The sequence below is a fragment of the Microbulbifer sp. JSM ZJ756 genome, assembly GCF_044383805.1.
Lineage (GTDB): Bacteria > Pseudomonadota > Gammaproteobacteria > Pseudomonadales > Cellvibrionaceae > Microbulbifer > Microbulbifer zhoushanensis.
Map to the genome: position 1 here is coordinate 452,212 of NZ_JBISER010000001.1, position 19,941 is coordinate 472,152.

At 54.9% G+C, this 19,941-nt stretch carries 15 protein-coding genes; 2 read left to right on the plus strand and 13 right to left on the minus strand.

Features of this window, described 5'->3' with window-relative positions:
- Positions 1-185 precede the first annotated feature (185 nt).
- From ACH6CX_RS01990 to ACH6CX_RS02000, 3 genes are all read right to left on the minus strand, one after another.
- Positions 186-1,439, minus strand: coding sequence for a sensor histidine kinase (locus ACH6CX_RS01990; RefSeq protein ID WP_396674523.1), 1,254 nt, complete (start codon positions 1,437-1,439; stop codon positions 186-188).
- On the minus strand, positions 1,439-2,116 hold the full coding sequence (locus tag ACH6CX_RS01995; RefSeq protein ID WP_396674868.1) for a response regulator transcription factor: 678 nt from the start codon (positions 2,114-2,116) through the stop codon (positions 1,439-1,441). The genes ACH6CX_RS01990 and ACH6CX_RS01995 overlap by 1 nt, the downstream gene beginning before the upstream one ends.
- A 94-nt stretch (positions 2,117-2,210) precedes the next feature.
- Complete coding sequence (locus tag ACH6CX_RS02000; protein WP_396674525.1) at positions 2,211-4,595, minus strand: TonB-dependent receptor; 2,385 nt, start codon at positions 4,593-4,595, stop codon at positions 2,211-2,213.
- A gap of 310 nt (positions 4,596-4,905) precedes the next feature.
- Between ACH6CX_RS02000 and ACH6CX_RS02005 the strand changes: the two genes are divergently transcribed.
- Positions 4,906-5,688 carry an OmpW family protein gene (locus tag ACH6CX_RS02005; RefSeq protein ID WP_396674527.1) on the plus strand — a complete coding sequence of 261 codons (783 nt, stop codon included), beginning with the start codon at positions 4,906-4,908 and terminating at the stop codon, positions 5,686-5,688.
- Positions 5,689-6,029: 341 nt separating this feature from the next.
- Here ACH6CX_RS02005 and ACH6CX_RS02010 read toward each other — a convergent pair whose 3' ends face one another.
- From ACH6CX_RS02010 to ACH6CX_RS02050, 9 genes are all read right to left on the minus strand, one after another.
- Positions 6,030-6,638, minus strand: a complete 609-nt coding sequence (locus tag ACH6CX_RS02010) for a hypothetical protein (RefSeq protein ID WP_396674530.1) — start codon at positions 6,636-6,638, stop codon at positions 6,030-6,032.
- 500 nt (positions 6,639-7,138) lie between these two features.
- Positions 7,139-8,749, minus strand: coding sequence for a UvrD-helicase domain-containing protein (locus ACH6CX_RS02015; RefSeq protein ID WP_396674533.1), 1,611 nt, complete (start codon positions 8,747-8,749; stop codon positions 7,139-7,141).
- Positions 8,750-8,751: 2 nt separating this feature from the next.
- Positions 8,752-10,449: an ATP-dependent nuclease gene (locus tag ACH6CX_RS02020; RefSeq protein WP_396674535.1), complete on the minus strand. Its 1,698-nt coding sequence runs from the start codon at positions 10,447-10,449 to the stop codon at positions 8,752-8,754.
- Between the two features lie 376 nt (positions 10,450-10,825).
- Positions 10,826-11,341 (minus strand): hypothetical protein, encoded by a 516-nt coding sequence (locus ACH6CX_RS02025; RefSeq protein WP_396674537.1) that lies wholly within the window; start codon positions 11,339-11,341, stop codon positions 10,826-10,828.
- 424 nt (positions 11,342-11,765) lie between these two features.
- The gene (gene prpF / locus ACH6CX_RS02030; protein ID WP_396674539.1) at positions 11,766-12,944 is read right to left on the minus strand and encodes a 2-methylaconitate cis-trans isomerase PrpF; all 1,179 of its coding nucleotides are present in this window, start codon (positions 12,942-12,944) and stop codon (positions 11,766-11,768) included.
- Between the two features lie 151 nt (positions 12,945-13,095).
- Positions 13,096-15,693 carry a Fe/S-dependent 2-methylisocitrate dehydratase AcnD gene (gene acnD, locus ACH6CX_RS02035; RefSeq protein WP_396674541.1) on the minus strand — a complete coding sequence of 866 codons (2,598 nt, stop codon included), beginning with the start codon at positions 15,691-15,693 and terminating at the stop codon, positions 13,096-13,098.
- Positions 15,694-16,007: 314 nt separating this feature from the next.
- Entirely contained in the window at positions 16,008-17,135 is a 1,128-nt protein-coding gene (prpC, locus tag ACH6CX_RS02040; protein WP_396674543.1) for a 2-methylcitrate synthase, read from the minus strand.
- Positions 17,136-17,219: 84 nt separating this feature from the next.
- Positions 17,220-18,098, minus strand: coding sequence for a methylisocitrate lyase (gene prpB, locus ACH6CX_RS02045; protein WP_232942732.1), 879 nt, complete (start codon positions 18,096-18,098; stop codon positions 17,220-17,222).
- A gap of 3 nt (positions 18,099-18,101) precedes the next feature.
- Positions 18,102-18,776: a GntR family transcriptional regulator gene (locus ACH6CX_RS02050; protein ID WP_396674545.1), complete on the minus strand. Its 675-nt coding sequence runs from the start codon at positions 18,774-18,776 to the stop codon at positions 18,102-18,104.
- A 321-nt stretch (positions 18,777-19,097) separates the two neighbouring features.
- On the opposite strand from ACH6CX_RS02050, the gene ACH6CX_RS02055 reads away from it, so the two are divergent.
- Complete coding sequence (locus ACH6CX_RS02055) at positions 19,098-19,622, plus strand: DUF2062 domain-containing protein (protein WP_232942736.1); 525 nt, start codon at positions 19,098-19,100, stop codon at positions 19,620-19,622.
- Here the strand turns inward: ACH6CX_RS02055 and ACH6CX_RS02060 are convergent.
- Entirely contained in the window at positions 19,608-19,919 is a 312-nt protein-coding gene (locus ACH6CX_RS02060; protein WP_334078960.1) for a hypothetical protein, read from the minus strand. The two genes, ACH6CX_RS02055 and ACH6CX_RS02060, sit on opposite strands and share 15 nt — an antisense overlap.
- Positions 19,920-19,941 lie beyond the last annotated feature (22 nt).

The following is a 19,941-nucleotide window of genomic DNA, read 5'->3' on the forward strand; positions in this document are numbered from 1 at the left end:
ATTGAACCACAATTTGAAAAGTGGTACTGACCTGGCCGTTGTAGCAGGCCAGATCGCCGACTATATCGGTGGTCTGTATCACCTCACTAGCAAACGCGCCGATCTAACGAGCTAATCTAAACGTGACAGTGTAGCCTACGAAACGGGTTGCCAACGTTTGGCAATGCATCACAGGCCTGCTGCCGTCACCAGGAAAGACGAGCGGCTACACGCGCCTCGTCAGCATGCAATGAAAACGACCAGCCATTGCGTTCACACAGCCGCTGGACGATACCCAGACCCAGGCCATACCCTTGCGGCGACGACGCCTCGGTCGACGTGTGCCGCTCATTGGCTTCACTACTCACCTGGTTGGTGACGAACAGCACGTGCTCTTTGATGTGAATAGTGATTGGTCCCTGGCCGGCATGTGTGTGCTGGAACGCGTTGCGCACCAGGTTATTGACCGCGATGGAAAACGCCTGAGAATGTCCACAGGCAATGGGTTTTGAAAGATCATCGACTGCAGCGTCGATCAAGTCGATTTCGACATCAACGAACTTGCCGTTCAACAGATGGCGATGCTGATCTATTGCCTGGCTTACCAGCGGCATCACTGAAAACTGCTCGTCATGCAAGCCATCGTCGGCTTCGCGAGCGAGGCACAAGAACATTTCAATCGTGGCTTTCATTTCGAAGGTGGCACGCCGCACACGATCCACCACCTTCGCATCGGTCGCTGACAGATCGCTCTGCTCCAGCAGCTCAAGCGCGCCCATGATCACTGTGATCGGCGTGCGCAACTCATGGCTGGCTGAACCGGTAAAGTATCGTTCCCGCTCAACAAATGCGCTGATCCGCTCAAGGGTCTTTTCGATGGTCCTGGCGAGCACACCAACCTCATCATCGCCGAACCGGCTAGACTGAATGAGTTTAATATCGTCCGCCGATAGCTTTTCCGGGTCGATCTCTGCGACCACTTTGGCGAGTTGCATAACTGGGGCGACGGCCCTGCGCATCACAAGAAGCCCGAGCCCGAAACCAAGAGCACCGAGCGCACCCACAACTCCGGTGATAACGAGCAGCCACCACCAATCCTCTGACGACGCAGCCTCAATCCCGGCAACGTCGAAAACCACAAATGCGTGTCGCTGTCCATTCTCGGCAGGCACTACCGCGACATGCAACTCTTCGGCATCGAATTCGTACAACCCCTCATCTGGGTTTGTCTGCGCCCATTCCCTGAGTGATTCCGGCAAGCTTCCAACCTCATCGTATCCGCGAAGGTTCATCGCCAGGAAGGGATAGCTTTCGGCAGCACGCTGTAGCTGATTCACCAGCACACGGTCTTCACTCAACTTGATTGCAGAGAAGAAAGCGAACCCCCAGACCACACTGAGTACAGCAACACATATCGCAAATGCAATTGCGACACGCTTGCGCAAACTGTACCGGTACATTACTGGGCATCCTCTGCAATTCGGTAGCCGATGCGATGCACCGTATGAATGAGCGGACTATCAAACGGCCTGTCGATCGCCTGACGCAGCTTGTACATGTGCGAGCGAAGCGCATCACCGTCGGGCCGCTCGTCAGCCCACAACAACGTTTCGAGATCATCGCGGGCCACAACGGACGGGGCCTCTTCCATCAATCGCTGGAGTAGTCTCATACCAGCAGGGGTGAGATCGATGCGCCGCCCCGCGCGATGCACCTGCAGCGTGGACTTGTTCATCGTCAGATCACCTACCGCTAACAGGTTGGCGGTTTTGCCGTGACTACGTTTGTACAGCGCCTGCAGTCGCGCATGTAGCTCCTGTAATGCGAACGGCTTGACCAAATAATCATCAGCTCCCGCCTGGAATCCCTTAAGCTTGTCGTCGAGCGTGTCTCTCGCCGTCAGCATCAGCACGGGCGTTTCTACTTCGGCATCCGCTCGCAGCTTCTGGCAGAAACTCAGGCCATCCATCCCCGGAAGCATCAGGTCCAGGACAATAACATCGAACGGATTCGTCAACGCCAGGTGCATGGCGCTGATACCGTCATAGGCAAAATCCAACACATAACTGTGCTTTTCAAGGTAGGCGGCAATATTCTCGCAAATATCGCGGTTGTCTTCGACAATCAACACCCTAATCGGCACCGCACCAAGCGCGTGTAACATCTGCTGCTCTCCCTCACCAGACTTACCATTCTTACCATCCTTACCAGAGTTGTCAGGCTTATCAGGCTTACCAGGCGTAATCCAGACGCAGGCCAATCAGTGGCTCGGCTTCACTATCGTCTTCTACTTCACCCCCCCGGCGGTAGTCAAACTCAGTATCGTCGCTCGATGACGCTGCCGTCAGGTTGATGACATCGAGAAAGGCGGTTGCATCTACAGGGCCAAAGGCGCGCCGATAGTCAACGCGAACGTTCAGCATACCGGAACCGCTTTTGCGCCCGACATTGCGCTCAATGATCTCTTTCGAGTAGCGCAGGGGTTGCCCGGCTCCCAACACGTCTTGGTGAATAATAAAGATGTCATCTGGCCTGCCGGAAAGATATTTGTAGCGCCCGGCGACCTTCCAGCGGTCACTGATTTCCCAGGTCAGGCCGAGAGTAGCGACATGCTCGCGGTTGAATTCGGCGGCTACGGCACCACGACCGTCTTTCCGGTCGACTTCGGCATCGTTATAAGAATATGTCGCGGTCGCGTAAATGCCCTCTCGAATCGTACCGTTGGCCACAATATCGACACCGTAGGATGTGCCGTCGCCAATATTGGCAAAGGTTCCGCTTGCCCGGTCAAGGTCTACCACCAGCTTGTCGAGGTTTTGATAATAGGCTTCCGTCAACACGGACCAGCTGTTGTTCGGGAAGTATTCAAAACCGATACTGCTGTGCGTAATCTCTTCGGTCACGAGGTCGTTCGACTCGTTAGCGGCAAGGTCCAGAAACCGCGGCGACTGATGAAAGAGCCCTGCGGTCGCAAAATACCTAAACGTCCTACCCGGCCGCCAATTGACGCTGAACCTGGGCGACGCGAAGCTTTCGTCGGCAAAGCCATCCCGTTCCAACCGCACACCTGTGCGAACATCCCAGTCTCCGCGTTCAAAAACCTGTTCTGCGTAACTTGCGTAGCTGGTTTCTTTCTGGCTTAGCGAAGAATTGATGTTCTCGGGAGTCAGCACAATATAACGCTGACCGGGATCTGCCCTGAAATCATCGTCGTCGTAGACAAACCGGATCCAATCACCATCCAGGCTGGTGCCATAGTCAAGTTCAAGTTGTGTTACCCGAATACCGGCACTGAATACGCCCCATTGATTCACTGTCTCGAAGTCACTTCGCCAGCCGATCTCTGTTTCACCTTCACCGATGGTAATAATGTCTTCCCGCACCGGAAAACTGGACGCGGGCGATCCCTCGGGTACGAGATCAGGAAACGATTCTCCCTCTGAACTGACCTTGTCGCTTGTTCGGTAGAAGAGCTTATTGGTCAAGACAGCCTCTTCACCGATCAATGATCGCAATGTCAGGCCGTACAAATCACTATCCTGCTCAGAATATTGAAGCGCAACATCTTCGAAATTGGTCGAAGCAAAAACGTGAGTCACGTCGCGAACATAGTCTTCGTGTGTATCGATCAGCAGGATTTCGAAGGTGTTGTTCTGGTTGATTGGCATGACCGACTTTACGATGACGTCTCTTAAGACAGGATCCCCAATGTCGAGCTCTTCGATTGTTTCAAAAAATGAACCAAAATCCAGTCGCCGAGCAGACACGAGCAATGTAGAGCCGTCAGTGATGCCGGCAGGGCCGTCGTAACCCACTTCATAGCCCGCAAGGTCGAAGCGCAGGCTTGCTGAAGGGCTTGGGTTGCCATCGGCGACTTCCAGCTTGAGTAAAGATGCAGCACGGCCGCCATAAGCCGCACTCCATCCACCTGGTGAGAATTCTGCACCACTGATTACGTTCGGTGCAAAAATCGAGAAACGCCCGCCACCACCGACATCTTCCTCTTCCCCCAGTGTCGCATCAAAGTGTACCGCCTTATCAAAGGGAAAGTCGTCAACGAATATCAAGTTATCTCTTGGGCCACGGCCGCGTACGCTAAAGCTTGCGAATTCACTGGCGGATGCCAGGCCAGGCAACCCGTCCAGCGAAAGCAGCGGATCCGAGCCACCGCCTACAGCACTGCGCAAGGCTTCTCTATCCAGGTAGGTGCTGCTGGCTGAAGCAAATGCACCAGGTTGCGGTGCTCGAACCTCCACTTCCTCAATTGCCTGCTCTCGAAGTTCGAACTCGACTTGGATATTTTTGCGTGTAACCACGCGTACGCTTGGCTCATACAACGAACTGAAGCCGTCTTTGGCTAAGTTCACCGAGTAGAGCCCGGGGTCGAGCGACTCAAGGACGATACGACCCTGTGCATCGGTTTCCACAGATCGCGTGGAATTGGTCTCCCGCTCCCGGATCATGATCTCCACGGTTGAGAGTGGCCGGTCCGTATGCTGGTCTTTGACCATGATAGTCAGCGCACCGGGCGCCTCTGCTGCTTGGGTAAAGAGTGGCAATCCAGTCAGGAGCGCCGATAGAGTCAACCTCGATACCTGTCTCAATTGCCTGCTCATATTGCTATTCCTTCAACAATCTTCCGTGTTTATTAGGTGAAACGCTGCGAGGTTAGCAGTGCAAATGTGACTAAAATGTCGCTGAAAAGTGAAGGCTACATCGAGGCCAGGCCGCCTGACCCGCACTACCTGCCTCCGCGAAACCCTGGCGGTTCGACTCCAGCTTTTTCTGAAGCAGTGCAAACACAAAGAATGCGGAATTATCGCCCGTGCGCACCATTTTGGCACTTAAAATCAGCTGTTTTTCCCGTACGTCAAAAACGGCTGTATTACACTTTTTATTCAATGGGCATACAAGGAGTTGCCTTGAATGAAGAAGATGTTGACATTTGCGCCTATCCTGGCCCCACTGGCTTTGACCCTTGGCAGTACCGCCTCGGCGAGCCCCCTCGGACTGACCGGACCACAGGACTTTATTGTTCGTGCCGGCGGATACTATATTTCCGCAGGAGATGATGAGGTTACTTTCGCCGATGATACCTTCCAGAATTTCGATGCGTTTCGCTCTACCGTCGATCCAGGTTCCGAGTGGGGTTGGTATTTCAACTTCGAGTGGAAACCTGTAGAGCATTGGGGCATCGAGCTTGGCTATATGGACGGCGACCCGCATACCAGCAGTCACGCTGACCGTTTTTTTTCTCTGGGTTTCGAAGCTGTCGAATATCGTGATGTAGTGAAGTTTGATGCCGATATCAGTACTGCAAGCCTGAAATTCTACCCCCTGGATGAAACCTGCCTGGTTCAACCCTATATAGGTGGTGGAATTAGCTATACCGACTTCGGTGAGAGCAGCGTTAGTGGTGTAGTGCAGGACGACCTGGCTGAATTTGGCCTGCGCGGCAACTTCGATCTGGGGTACTCCTGGGGCTATACCTGGCAAGTCGGTATGGATTTCAATTTCGGACGCGATAGCGCCTGGCTGGTGAATGTCGCTGCGGTTTACGCACGCTCCATGACAGATATGCGGATACAAATCCTGGATGACGATCCGCCACTCCCGGATGTAGAGCCGTTCTTTGAGTCCTATTCCGCGGACTTCCAATATGATCCATGGATGTTCAATCTGTCAGTAGGGTACAAATTCTCCCTCTGACACTCCAAGTTCGGCAAATTATCCTGGGCGCTTCGGCGCCCATTTTTCGGGACAGGCTCAATCGATCCGACGACGTGCTTCATTGGACCGGCGGGTATCCAGCTCACGCACCGGGCGTACCTGATCGCGCCTATCCGTTTTCTTTTTGGACTTCTTTTCCTTTTCCCGCTTCTTTTTCTTTGGTTGCTCGTTCCTGGGTTGCTCGCGCTCCTGGCGCGGAGCTGGCTTTGCGGCAGTATTGCGCCGATCATTTGGCGCATTGTAGTGGCGCTGGGGCTGGCCGCGCTGGTTTTGTGGCTTGGGTCTGTCGCGCACCGTGCGGCGATCAGTTGCCGGACGCTCTAACGCAGGAACAGCTCGTGGGCCGCGAATGCCGGTGGGCTTGTCCGCGAGTTTAACTGCCCGCTCGTCCCGACCTGGATTCCGACGTGGCTTCCGGCGTTCATTACCGCGATCCCAGCTCCGGTTATCCGCCTGAGACGCCCGCCGCTTTGGCTCGGCTGTGGCAGCAAACCCATGTTCACCGCGTCGGCCACGATGCTGGCGCTCCTCACGACGATCCCGGCCCTTCTCACGATGATCCCGGCCCTTCTCATGATGATCCCGGCCCTTCTCACGATGATCCCGGCCCTTCTCACGACGATCCCAGCCCTTCTCCCGACGATCCCAGCCCTTCTCACGACGATCCCAGCCCTTCTCACGACGATCCCAGCCCTTCTCGTGTTGATCCTGGCGCTTCTCACGGCGATCCCAGCCCTTCTCACGACGATCCCGGCCCTTCTCGCGTTGATCCTGCCCCTTCTCCCGGCGATCATGTCGATGCGCGTTGCTGTCATATCTGTCCCGCCGACTATATCCGTCGTCATGAACGTGCCGGCGCGGCGGCCTCTGGTGGTGTCCTCCGGCATAGCGCTGGCCATGGCGGCGCAAGCGCGAATGCCAGCGATCATTGAAGTTTCCCGAGATAGTCAGATTCGGGGCCGGATACCAAGGGCCACGCCAGTGATTGGCACTGATCCAATGGTCCTGATGCCAACGATAGTAACGCCCCTGTCGATAGAAAACGTCGCTGCGGTCGTAGAATACGTAGACGCCGAGGGTATCGTCGTAGTAGCGATAACCGGGATCGGTCATCACAGAATAGGAGTAAACCGGGGCAGGCTTCCGGACATAGGTTTTCTCGACGTACACCGGCGTCGCTGGGTAGGTGACACAGCCACCAAGCGTCAAAGTGATGGTGAGAGCGGCGAGTAATCGGTATGGGAGCTGGCGCATGGTGCGTATTCCTTGGATTCACACCTGCTTTTTAACCCGGCACAACTGAATGGGCGCTGAATTTATTCGTAAAGGTACTCAAAGGGGGGCAGTACTCGTTGGGTTCAGAGTAACTTTTTGACAGAAAATCCCATAGGGAAATAGAGCGTCAATATTTTACTCTGACCCCAATATTTCATTGATATAATCCTTCAAGTTGAGGCAAACGCAAAAAGTAAGACGGCCTTGAGTCACTGTAATTACCTTGCGCATTCCGCCGTAATGATGTTCGAATTAAGATACAGCCCAACTCAGATCTAGTAATTCCAACATAATGTAGATTGGTGTCCTCTGCTAAACTCGGATAATTTATATCATCCCAATTAGCACCTGGTATTCGGTGAGGAAAAGACCATTCCTCCATGTCCAGGTGAAAGACTATTTTGAACTCTAAGCCTTTAGATTTGTGAAGCGTCATTATCTGAACTTCATTCTCAGCAACTGGCTTGAACAGCTTTACCAATGAATTATCATTCCAGATGGTTCTGACAGCATCGTTTTCCGCCTCTAGCTCATCACACCCCATTTTCTCTAACAAGTAGTTACATTTTTCTATGAACGCTTCCAAATTCTGCTCGGAACGAATAGCCTTTAATAACCTCCTCAATTCAGCAATATTTTCCGATCGCAGCTGCATTGAATACTTCTCTATCACATCTTGAGAAGTTGGAATGGCTTCGTACTTATAGGAAAGAAAATCTGAGTAAATATCTGCACACTCAGTGCCAATATCATTAAGCGGCGTATCCTTATACAATCGATACTCAAGGCCAAAGCCTAACGAAAACTCTTTTAAAGAGACTTCCTTTTTAGCCAAAACTGCAATTTCACACGCGTGACCAACCTTACCATTTTTTAACCAATCGGATATCCAGGTAGTAACCTCTCCAGCCGCATTTCTTAAATTTCCTGTTAGCAAGCGTCTATACACACGAATATCACCTTCATGAGGGAGTAATTTGCATTCAGGATCAAGAAGCCGAGAAGCATAATTAACAATTGATGGATGACATCTATGATTAAAGTCGAGCTCAAAATGCTTGAAATTATCAGGGTCTTCACCCAATCCAATTAAGAATTCGGGCTGACTCCCCCTAAAACGATATATTGACTGATCTACGTCACCAACAGCAGTTGCGACCAGACCAAGCTCACGAAGCTTGATAAACAGCTCATGTTGAGATTCAGATGAATCTTGATATTCGTCAATAAATACGTGTGAATAACGCGCTTTCACGTAGCGCCGTGCCGAACCTGAACTACTGAGAATTAATAGTGACAATGCGGCAAAGCTGCTCATCCATAATATCCCGTTATCATATAATGCCTTGAAGCCATCATCGAAAACGAGTTCATCTTGCGTTGGAGAATTATATTCCTTAGAAAGATACTGTTTCTGGAGCGAATCAAGTCTCTTAATTATCTGACAATCAGACGGCCTCCCTCCCCATATTCTACCGAGAAATGGCAATATTAATTCTTTCAGGCAAAAACTGTCTATTGTTCCGAAAAAGCTGAGTTTTGTGTCATGAGCATGTTCTTTACAGCGTTTCTTTAGCTCCTCACTGGCTTTTTTGGTAAAAGTAATTGCAATTACACCCTTATGAGAAGGGAGATCTGCCGTTATCCGTCGTATTTTCTCTTTCATTACAGTAGTTTTTCCACTACCTGGACATGCAGTAATGACACAACTACTTTCGTAATCAATCGCTTCTTGCTGTTGTATTGTTGGATTAAAAGCAGTCATTTTCACGTTCTTTTAAAATGTAACAACTTGTGTAATGGTTGAGCCAATTTACCGCCGTTCAACTTGTTAAGATCACCTTTAATTGATCTAAGCAGCTCTCTCATCCTTAGTGCCTTTTTTCCTTGAAGATATTTAATAGCAGACTCAACATCATCTTTCCCTAGTGCTGCTTTGACTTCTTCGGGCAACTCATTTGCCAAGTCTGTTTCCAGGTCCACTTCTGATAGAAAAAGGCCTTTGCCATTAATTAGGTTAGATGCAGCTTCCCACTCACCATTCACTATGGTTTCCTGTGCAGTTAATTCGACACAACTATTCTCTAGCCGCCCTTCTTTCACTATGCTTAAACATCGGTTAATGCCAGCATACTGCCATTCATTTTTATTAGGTACTTTTGATACGTCGTTGTCAGTTCTCATTACCCATGGGATAGCCAAGGCATCCAATATCGATATATATACTTGGAAAGAGATACCATCAACAGAAAGAACCGACAAATTCTCATAATCCAAATCAATTTTTAGTGCACTTGACAGTGATTGATAGAAAAGCATCTCAGATGGCCCTTCCACTAAGAATATTCCATTAGAAAAGAAAGCCTCTGCTGGCAATATGCTCATCCTATAGCTCATATCTTCCCAGCCTGTTTCAATACAGTCTGAGCAACCTTGACTGGCAGCAACTGTTGCAGATTCTTGATGAAGTAACCTGATGATAGAATCCGGTGAGAAATTAACAGTTATCTGTGGAGAATGTGATGAAATGATGGTTTGCCCTGGCAATTCATCAATCAAGTATGCTGCCAATTTTCTTTGCTGATGAGGATGCAAATGCGCTTCCGGCTCTTCGATAACGTAAAAAACAACCTCGTTATCCAAGTCATGCTCTCTTGCACTCTTAGCTTTCCATAAAGCGAGTAATATTTGATTATTTCGCCCATCTCCACCGAGCATAACATTAGAGCCATTTGTATTTGCCCCAAGTTGTAATTTTTCTATAAAGTCATTGACCTGAATTGCACCTGTATCAAGCTGCACCTCGTAATCAGCGTAATGATGGGCCAGCTTTTTAAGTTCATCATTAACGTCCTTTGTTGCTTTATCCACATAAACAAGCTGAGCCACTTTCTCGTTGAGAGCTTCTAAATCACTGCTTATTTCATCTAGCAACTCATCATCTTCTAGCCTTTCATCTTCAGAAAGTGCTTCCTGCGCAATTTTTAGCAGTTGCCGTTTTTCTTTACGAATAAACCTATCCAAATCACGCTGCGATTCGATGTATTTCAAATGCATGTGCTTTAGATAGAAGCGACTGGAAATCTCTTGTAATTCATCTAACGAAGATCCAATGAACAACTTGTAATCTAGATTATTTCTTTTCGCTACATACCTTAAAAAGGTTTCACTGTCTTCACTAACGCCACCCTTGAGAACTGAAATAACAGCGTCTTCCGTGATACCTGTAAACCTAACTGTAATTGATAACTCATCACTAACACCGGCTAGACCAATGTGAAAATCAAGTTCATTGGGCTCAATTTCCGCTTCAGATAAGCTTTTGTCTAATAATATCCTTAACGCATGGAGAAGGTTGCTTTTCCCAACATCATTTGAACCTATAATTAATGTGTTTTCGTTAAAGTTAATAAGCGCATCAAAAAAATTCCTAAACCCCTTTAAATGCACGTTGTCTATTTTCAATTTTTTGTCCTTATTGACACTAGCAGCATTCACCCAACATATAGCTTGAAAAATCAACACATAGGCTGTGTAGATGACGTATAAAAGTTTATTAACAAGACTCGTCCATATGACTCAGCAACCTTTAACTTTATGATGCCTGGCAACCACCCCCCTTAAAAACGCCTAAAAATCAGTAGATTGAGTTCCAGTCGCAAAAAATCGTCGAACTTAAGTAATAAGTGGGGTCAGATCAACATTTTGGCATCACATATATTCAATCAAATTAACGCCATAAAGTTGATCTGACTCCACTTCTTCTTGAGGAGCCCCTGGCAAGGTTGTCAGGCATGGCGACGGCGGTCCAAAACGAACTACAGCTACTGGTTGGGTCGTTTTAGCCGCAAAGCGCGCGGATTTTTCGCTCGAACTCCGGAAATTCAAAAGAGGCATCGTCAATGATTTGCGAAACATGCCTTCTCGGTGTCGTTGCATGTGTATTCGCGAATGCCAAGAAGACCTCATTGGATAGCCGCGCATCATCCGGGCAGGCAATTGTTTCGTACGGACCATGGTTGCTGGCTAACAGCCACAGATAATCTGAAAAGTTTGAGGCGACTATCCCTAGCTCCCCTTCAGATCCAAAGAAAACTATGGGTTGTTCGATAAGATTCTTGCCTTCACGGATAGGCCATATCGCCGCATAGCCTCCAGTGCCATCCTGTCCAAAAATTAGGTAATCACCGCACTCAGCATGTTGATTTCCTGTCCATGCTTGAAACCAGCTTTGGACTTCCTCGCGTAACATAAACTCTTGGTATGGTTCAAAATCGATACCATCTCCATCGGCATAGTCAAATTCAAGCTTATGGAGCTCACAAAACACGCTGGGGAATTCTCTCGGCAGCGACATGTACACCTCTGACTATTTCTGAGCGCCTCACAGTTTATTCAAAAGATGGACTCGTCAAATAACTCAGCTCCTTGTAACTCGGCGCGACTTTACAAAGGATCCAGAGAAGGCCCTTCAAAATCAGCAAGTTACTGGAGCTTTGAATGTATCTCTTAAAAATAAGGCTGCGGCGCGTTCTTATAATTCTGGTTACGGCTGTATTCGATAGTATTTTAATTGCCTTTTAAGTCAATGACTTGGCATTACACCAACCAATTCAGTGACTCGTGCTGCTGATCTAGCGATGCCACACTCCGCCTTGCCTGAATTTTGTACAAACCTTTCGGGCACAAAAAAAGCGAGCCCCTCTCGAGGCTCGCTTTCCCGATCATCTATAGTCAGCGTCAGGAATTCCCAGCTGGCAAGCGGGCCCGACGCGATCTGATTAGAAACAGTCCCCAGGCACCCGCACCCACCCTTCCATCAGGATCCGCGCACTGCGACTCATAATGGCCTTGGTAGCAGTCCATTGCCCATTGAGGACTTCCGCTTCCGCCCCAACCCGCAGGGTGCCAGACGGATGACCGAAAGTAACCGCATTGCGCTCTCCTCCCCCAGCCGCCAGATTCACCAGGGTGCCGGGAATGGCCGCAGCAGTGCCGATGGCCACTGCAGCGGTGCCCATCATGGCGTGGTGCAGCTTGCCCATGGACAGGGCGCGCACCAGCAGGTCGATATCGGCCGCTGCGACCTTCTTGCCACTTGAAGCCACATAGTCCTGAGGCGGGGCGACGAACGCGACCTTGGGGGTATGCTGGCGGCTGGCCGCCTCTTCCACGTTGCTGATCAGGCCCATTTCCTTTGCGCCATATGCACGAATAGTCTCGAACATGGCGAGCGCCTTGTCGTCGCCGTTGATGGCTTCCTGCAACTCGGTACCCACGTACCCAATCTCATCGGCGTTGACGAAAATGGTGGGGATGCCGGCGTTGATCATGGTGGCTTTCAGCGTGCCGACGCCGGGCACTTCCAGGTCATCCACCAGGTTGCCGGTGGGGAACATGGCCCCGTCGCCGTCGGCGGGGTCCATAAACTCAATCTGGACCTCGGCCGCCGGGAAGGTGACGCCGTCCAGCTCGAAATCGCCGGTCTCCTGCACTTCCCCGTTGGTGATGGGGACCTGGGCGATGATGGTCTTCCTGATATTGGCCTGCCAGATACGCACGGTGCAGGTACCGTTATCCGGGATGCGGTCGGCATCGACGAAGCCGCTGTTGATAGCGAAGGCGCCCACGGCGGCGGTGAGGTTGCCACAGTTGCCGGACCAGTCCACGAACGGCTTATCGATGGCCACCTGGCCGAACAGGTAGTCCACATCGTGGTCGGGTTGCTCGCTCTTCGACAGGATCACGGTCTTGCTGGTGCTGGAGGTGGCACCGCCCATGCCGTCGGTCTGCTTGCCGTAGGGATCGGGGCTGCCGATCACGCGCAGCAGCAGGTTGTCGCGGGCTTCTCCCGGCACCTGGGCGGCTTCGGGGAGGTCCTGCAGGCGGAAGAAGACGCCCTTGCTGGTGCCGCCGCGCATGTAGGTGGCTGGGATTTTGATTTGGGGTTTGTGGGTCATGGGGGAATCGTTTGGTTGTTGGGCTTCGTTTTGGGCCCCCTCCCCGGCACCTCCCCCGCAAGCGGGAGAGGGGAGAAGGAGGAGAGATCGGCTTTGCGGGCTACTGCTAGTCCGATCGCGGCCAACGGCCGCTCCTACAGGGGGCTTTTGATCACGCCGTGGCTTCGGCTTCGAGGAAGTCCTTGGCGAAGCGCTGCAGCACGCCGCCGGCGCCGTAGATGGAGACCTCTTCCTGGGTGTCCAGGCGGCAGGTTACCGGGACCTCTACGGTTTCACCGTCTTTGCGGTGGATCAGCAGCGCCAGAGTCGCGCGGGGCTTGTGCTCGCCGATCACGTCGAAGGTCTCGGTACCGTCGATGCCCAGGGTCTCGCGGGTAGTGCCCGGCTGGAATTCCAGCGGCAGCACGCCCATGCCGATCAGGTTGGTGCGGTGGATGCGTTCGAAGCCTTCCGCCACGATGGCTTCCACACCGGCCAGCGCCACGCCCTTGGCGGCCCAGTCGCGGGAGGAGCCCTGGCCGTAGTCGGCGCCGGCGATAATGATCAGCGGCTGCTTGCGCTCCATGTAGGTCTCGATGGCTTCCCACATGCGGGTCACCTGCCCTTCCGGCTCGATGCGGGCCAGGGAGCCCTGCTTCACTGCACCGTTCTCGTCCCGCACCATCTCGTTCAGCAGCTTCGGGTTGGCGAAGGTGGCGCGTTGGGCCGTCAGGTGGTCACCCCGGTGCGTTGCGTAAGAGTTGAAGTCCTCTTCCGGCAGGCCCATTTTCGCCAGGTATTCACCCGCGGCACTGCTGGCCAGGATGGCGTTGGACGGCGACAGGTGGTCGGTGGTGATGTTGTCACCCAGCACCGCCAGCGGGCGCATGCCTTTCAGCCCACGCTCTCCCGCTAAAGCGCCTTCCCAGTACGGCGGGCGGCGGATATAGGTGCTCTGCGGGCGCCAGTCGTACAGCGGCTGGCCCTTCTCAGCTTCGGCCTTGTTCAGGTCGAACATGGGGATGTAGACCTCACGGAACTGCTCCGGCTTGACGCTCTCTTTGACGATCGCGTCGATCTCTTCGTCGCTCGGCCAGATGTCTTTCAGCGTTACCGGGTTGCCGTCCTGGTCGTGGCCCAGCACGTCCTTCTCGATATCGAAACGGATGGTGCCGGCAATGGCGTAGGCGACCACTAAGGGCGGCGAGGCCAGGAAGGCCTGCTTGGCGTAGGGATGGATACGGCCGTCGAAGTTACGGTTGCCGGACAGTACGGCGGTGGCATACAGGTCGCGGTCGATCACTTCCTGCTGGATTTTCGGGTCCAGCGCGCCGCTCATGCCGTTACAGGTGGTACAGGCAAAGGCCACCACGTCGAAGCCCTGTTGCTGCAGTTCGGGCAGCAGGTCGGCTTCTTCCAGGTACATTTTTACGGTCTTGGAACCCGGTGCCAGGGAGGTCTTTACCCAGGGCTTGCGGGTCAGGCCCAGCTTGTTGGCGTTGCGGGCGATCAGGCCCGCGGCAATCATGTTGCGCGGATTGCTGGTGTTGGTGCAGCTGGTGATGGCGGCGATGATCACGGCACCATCGGGCATCAGGCCCTCGTCTTCCTCCCACTCTTTCGCGATTCCACGAGTGCCCAGTTCGGACACCGGCAGCAACGCGTGCGGGTTGGAGGGGCCAGCCAGGTTGCGGCCAACGGAGGACAGGTCGAACTTGAGTACGCGCTCGTATTCGGCATCTTTGAGGCTGTCTGCCCAGAGGCCGGTTTCCTTCGCGAACTTCTCTACCAGGGCCACCTGCTCGTCGTCGCGGCCGGTCAGCTTCAGGTAGTCGATGGTCTGCTCGTCGATGGCGAACATACCGGCGGTGGCACCGTATTCCGGGGTCATGTTGGCAATCGTGGCGCGGTCGCCCAGGCTCAGGCTGGAGGCGCCCTCGCCGAAGAATTCCAGGTAGGCGCCAACCACGCGCTCGCGGCGCAGGAACTCGGTCAGGGCCAGCACCATATCGGTACCGGTGATGCCCGGCTGCAGCTTGCCGGTCAGCTCCACGCCGACGATGTCGGGCAGGCGCATATAGGAGGCGCGACCGAGCATCACGCTCTCGGCTTCCAGGCCGCCGACGCCTACTGAAATGACGCCCAGGGCATCCACCATCGGGGTATGGCTGTCGGTACCGACGCAGGTATCGGGGAATGCGACACCGTCTTTCTTCTGCACCACCGGGGACATCTTCTCCAGGTTGATCTGGTGCATGATGCCGTTACCGGGCGGGATCACGTCCACGTTTTCGAACGCGGTCTTGGTCCAGTTGATAAAGTGGAAGCGGTCTTCGTTACGGCGCTCTTCCACGGCGCGGTTCTTCTCGAACGCGTTCTCTTCGAAGCCCGGGTGCTCGACCGCCAGGGAGTGGTCGACGATTAGCTGGGTGGGTACCACCGGGTTGACCTTGGCGGGGTCCCCGCCCTTCTCGGCGATGGCATCGCGCAGGCCGGCCAGGTCCACCAGTGCGGTCTGGCCGAGGATATCGTGGCAGACAACGCGCGCGGGGAACCAGGGGAAGTCCAGCTCGCGCTTGCGCTCGATCAGCTGCTTGAGGGCGTCGGTGAGCATTTCCGGCTCGCAGCGACGCACCAGGTTCTCTGCCAGGATACGGGAAGTGTATGGCAGTTTTTCATAGGCACCCGGCTGGATTTTTTCGACGGCCTCGCGGGTGTCGAAAAAGTCGAGGTCTGTGCCGGGGAGTTTTTTGCGGTATTCGGTATTCATAGTGTGATCAATAATTTGGGGTCCGCTGCGGGGCCCATCGAATGTTTTGTAGCGGTATTTCTGCAATCAGGTCCAGCGCCCTTCCAGGCTCGGCCTGAAGCACGGCAATCCAACCGAATGCAGACAACCACCGCTGGGCAATGGGAAGGCCCGGTTGACGGTGGCTGCCCCCGCGACTGTCTGCGAGAGGGATCTCGCAGACAAGCCCCCATGGATGGGTTTACGGCGGGTCGCGGGGGCGGTCACCGGCGGCCGGGCCGCCACTGCACCTGAGCAGCGGCACAACCCTCACGGCCGGTGGCCGTTAAACGCGATTAGCCGCGCTCCGCGATCGGCGTCACTTTACGCAGTTCCGGACCGACATATTCCGCGCTCGGGCGGATAATGCGGTTGTCGGCGCGCTGCTCGAACACGTGGGCGGCCCAGCCGGTTACGCGGGACATCACGAAGATCGGCGTGAACAGCTTGGTGGGGATGCCCATAAAGTGATACGCAGAAGCGTGGAAGAAGTCGGCGTTACAGAACAGCTTCTTCTCGCGCCACATCACCTCTTCACAGCGCACGGATACCGGGTACAGCACCTCGTCGCCAACATCGGCGGCCAGCTTCTCGGCCCACTGCTTGATAATGGCGTTGCGCGGGTCGGACTCGGTGTAGACCGCGTGGCCGAAGCCCATGATCTTTTCCTTGCGCTCCAGCATGCCCAGCAGCCCTTTCTCGGCCTCGTCGGCGGAGGAGAACTTCTCGATCAATTCCATGGCCGCCTCGTTGGCGCCGCCGTGCAGCGGGCCGCGCAGGGAGCCGATGGCACCGGTGATGCAGCTGAACAGGTCGGACAGGGTGGAGGCACAGACGCGCGCGGTGAAGGTGGACGCGTTGAACTCGTGCTCGGCGTACAGGATCAGGGAAACGTTCATCACCTGCGCGTGCAGCTCGTTCGGCTTCTCACCGCGCAGCATGTGCAGGAAGTGGCCGCCGATGGAATCGTCGTCGGTCTCGGTCTCGATACGCACGCCGTCGTGGGTATAGCGGTACCAGTAGCAGATGATGGACGGGAACGCCGCCAGCAGGCGGTTGGCGCGGTCGTACTGCTGGTCGAAGGACTCCTCGCCCTCCAGGTTGCCCAGCATGGAGCAACCGGTGCGCATGACGTCCATCGGGTGTGCGTCGGCGGGGATGCGCTCCAGCACTTCTTTCAGTGCCTGCGGCAGGCCGCGCATGCCCTTGAGGGTGCCCTTGTAATCTGCCAGCTGCGCACTGGTGGGCAGCTCGCCGTTGAAGATCAGGTAAGCGACTTCCTCGAACTCGCAGTGTTCTGCCAGGTCCTTGACGTCATAGCCGCGATAAGTGAGGCCTGAACCGCTTTTGCCAACGGTGGAAAGTGCGGTTTTACCGGCAACCTGGCCGCGCAGGCCGGCGCCTCCTACTTTTTTCTCTGCCATCTTCTGATCCCCTTTTTTAGGAAAGAATTTTTGCTTCGCCATGCCGGGGCCCGGTATGGCGATGGGTAAAAATCGAACTCGGGTTTACTTCTTGAACAGGTCGTCGAGCTTCTGCTCGAAGTCGTGGTAATTCAGGTAGTCGTACAGTTCGGCGCGGGTCTGCATGGTGTCCACCACCGCCTGCTGGTCGCCGTTTTCCAGGATGCTGGTGTAGACGTTTTCCGCGGCCTTGTTCATGGCGCGGAATGCCGACAGCGGGTACAGCACCATATCAGCACCGGACTCCGCCAGCTCTGCCTTGTTGTAGAGCCTGGTTTTGCCGAACTCGGTGATGTTGGCGAGGATGGGCACATTCAGCGCATCCTTGAAGGCGCGGTAATGCTCCAGCTCGGTGACCGCCTCGGCGAAGATGCCGTCGGCACCGGCCTCGATGCAGGCCTGGGCGCGCTCGATGGCGGCGTCGAGCCCTTCCTGAGCGAAGGAGTCGGTACGGGCCATGATAAAGAAATCGTCGTCGGTACGGGCGTCAACCGCCGCCTTGATACGGTCGACCATCTCTTCCTTGCTGACAATTTCCTTGTTCGGGCGGTGGCCACAGCGCTTCTGCGCCACCTGGTCCTCGATGTGTACCGCGCCGGCGCCGGCACGGATCATTTCCTTGATGGTGCGGGCAATATTGAAGGCACCGCCCCAGCCGGTATCGATATCCACCAGCAGCGGCAGTTCGCTGGCGGCGGTAATGCGGCGCACGTCCTCGAGCACGTTGTCCAGGCTGGTCATGCCCAGGTCAGGCAGGCCGTAGGAGGCATTCGCCACCCCGCCACCGGACAGGTAAATCGCCTTGTGGCCGATACGCTCCGCCATGATGGCGCTGTAGGCGTTGATGGTCCCCACAACCTGCAGCGGGTTGTTTTCGGCGAGGGCACGGCGAAAGCGCGCGCCAGCAGAGAGAGTGTGGCTCATTGGCTACCTCAGTTTGTTTTCTATGTTTTGCCGGGAGGCACGGATATGGCGGCGCATCAGTAGCTCCGCCAGGTCACCGTCCCCGGCCTCGATGGCTTCGATGATATGGCTGTGTTCTCGGAAGGCCCGCTGGGCACGGGGGCTGGCCATACCCAGCTGGTACCGGTACATGCGCACCCGGTAGTACAGGCGGTTGCACAGGGTGTCGATCAGCAGGTCATTGCGGGAGGCCTGCACGATGCGGAAATGGAAGTCGAAATCGCCCTCGGGCTGGAAATAGGCGGTACCGGCCCGCAGTTCCTCCTGCTGCTCATGGTGCTCGAGCATCCGCCGGAGTTCCGCCAGGTCGGCATCTGTGCGCTGGGTGGCCGCCAGCCGGCAGGCCATGCCCTCCAGCGCTTCACGCACATCGTAAAGCTCCAGCAGGCCGCGCTCGCTCAGGTCCACCACCCGGGCGCCGACATTGACACGGCGCTCCAGCAGGCCCAGCGCCTCGAGCCGCATCAGGGCCTCGCGCAGGCTGCCCCGGCTGGCCTCAAAGCGACGGGCCAGCTCCGGCTCGCTGATCTTGCTGCCGGCGGCAATCCGCCCCTCGACGATTTCAGCGCGCAGGGTCTCATACAGGCGGTCAGCCAGGCTCTGGCCGGCTACAGCGTTCTGTGAAGTGGCTGCTTTCAAGCTGGGCTTCCCCTACTGGCACAAGATTGTCGACAATCTGGATGTGGCGGACACCATAAATCAGGTGAAAGCACCCGTCAACCGGCAAAATATGCCCCAATTGTTGACAATAGAGGCGGAAATTGTACGAAAGGCACAATAGTAGTCTTGAGGGCCCTGAGCGGGCATAATAGCGCCCGCAATGGCTGGGCCGTGCCGCCCACCCGGCCACAATCTATCCTTAAGAGTGAGCCAGGACAGGTGGCGGACCGGACCCGCCCACCTCCCCTGAGAGTTGAATCATATTCGTCCGGGCCGCCGGTCTTCGGGTACAGTGACGTTATGCCGAAAAGTATCATCAGGCGCTGGCTGCCAACCCCCGAACAGGTGCGGGCCAACAGGGGCCTGGGCTTTCTGGGGACCCTGCTGCACGATCCCAACCTCTTTCACCTGAACCGGCACTCGGTTTCTGTCGCATTCGCCGTGGGTGTCTTTACCAGCTTCCTGCCGCTACCCGGCCAGATGGTGATCGCCGCCCTGCTGGCGCTGTGGTTCCGCTGCAACCTGCCCCTGTCGATGATCCTGGTGTGGATCAGCAATCCGGTCACCATGCCGGCAATTTTCTACAGCACCTACAAGCTGGGCGCCTGGATCCTGGGCACGCCGCCCCTGGACTTCCGGCTGGAACTGTCATGGGAATGGCTGACCGGCGAGGTGGGTAAGATCTGGCTGCCGCTGTTTTTCGGCTCGCTGCTGAGCGGGATCTTCTTCGCGACAGTTTCTTATTTTGGCATGCAGGCCCTGTGGCGCTGGCACGTGGTGAAGCGCTGGAAGATGCGCCTGGCGCGGCGCTCAGCGATCCAGTGAAGCCCCTGGCTGCCCGGGGTTGTTAACCCGGTTCCAGCAGTAGGCCACTGCGGAGTAATAGGAGAGAAAAATCGCGAGCAAGACGCCCAACAGAGGCAACAGCTCCGCCGTTCCCATCCCCCTCTTCAGGAAAAGGATCACCGACATAAAGCTCCAGAGAAAGAGCGGGTAGAGAAGCGCGCAGGTAAACAGCCGGAAACGCCCGAATGGCTGCCCCTCAGCGGGGCGAAGAAAGGGAAATGGCCACCAGAAGATCGACGGCCGGTGTATGGCCGCCATAAATCGCACAAAACTCATTCCCCCTCCCTGAGACCCTGTT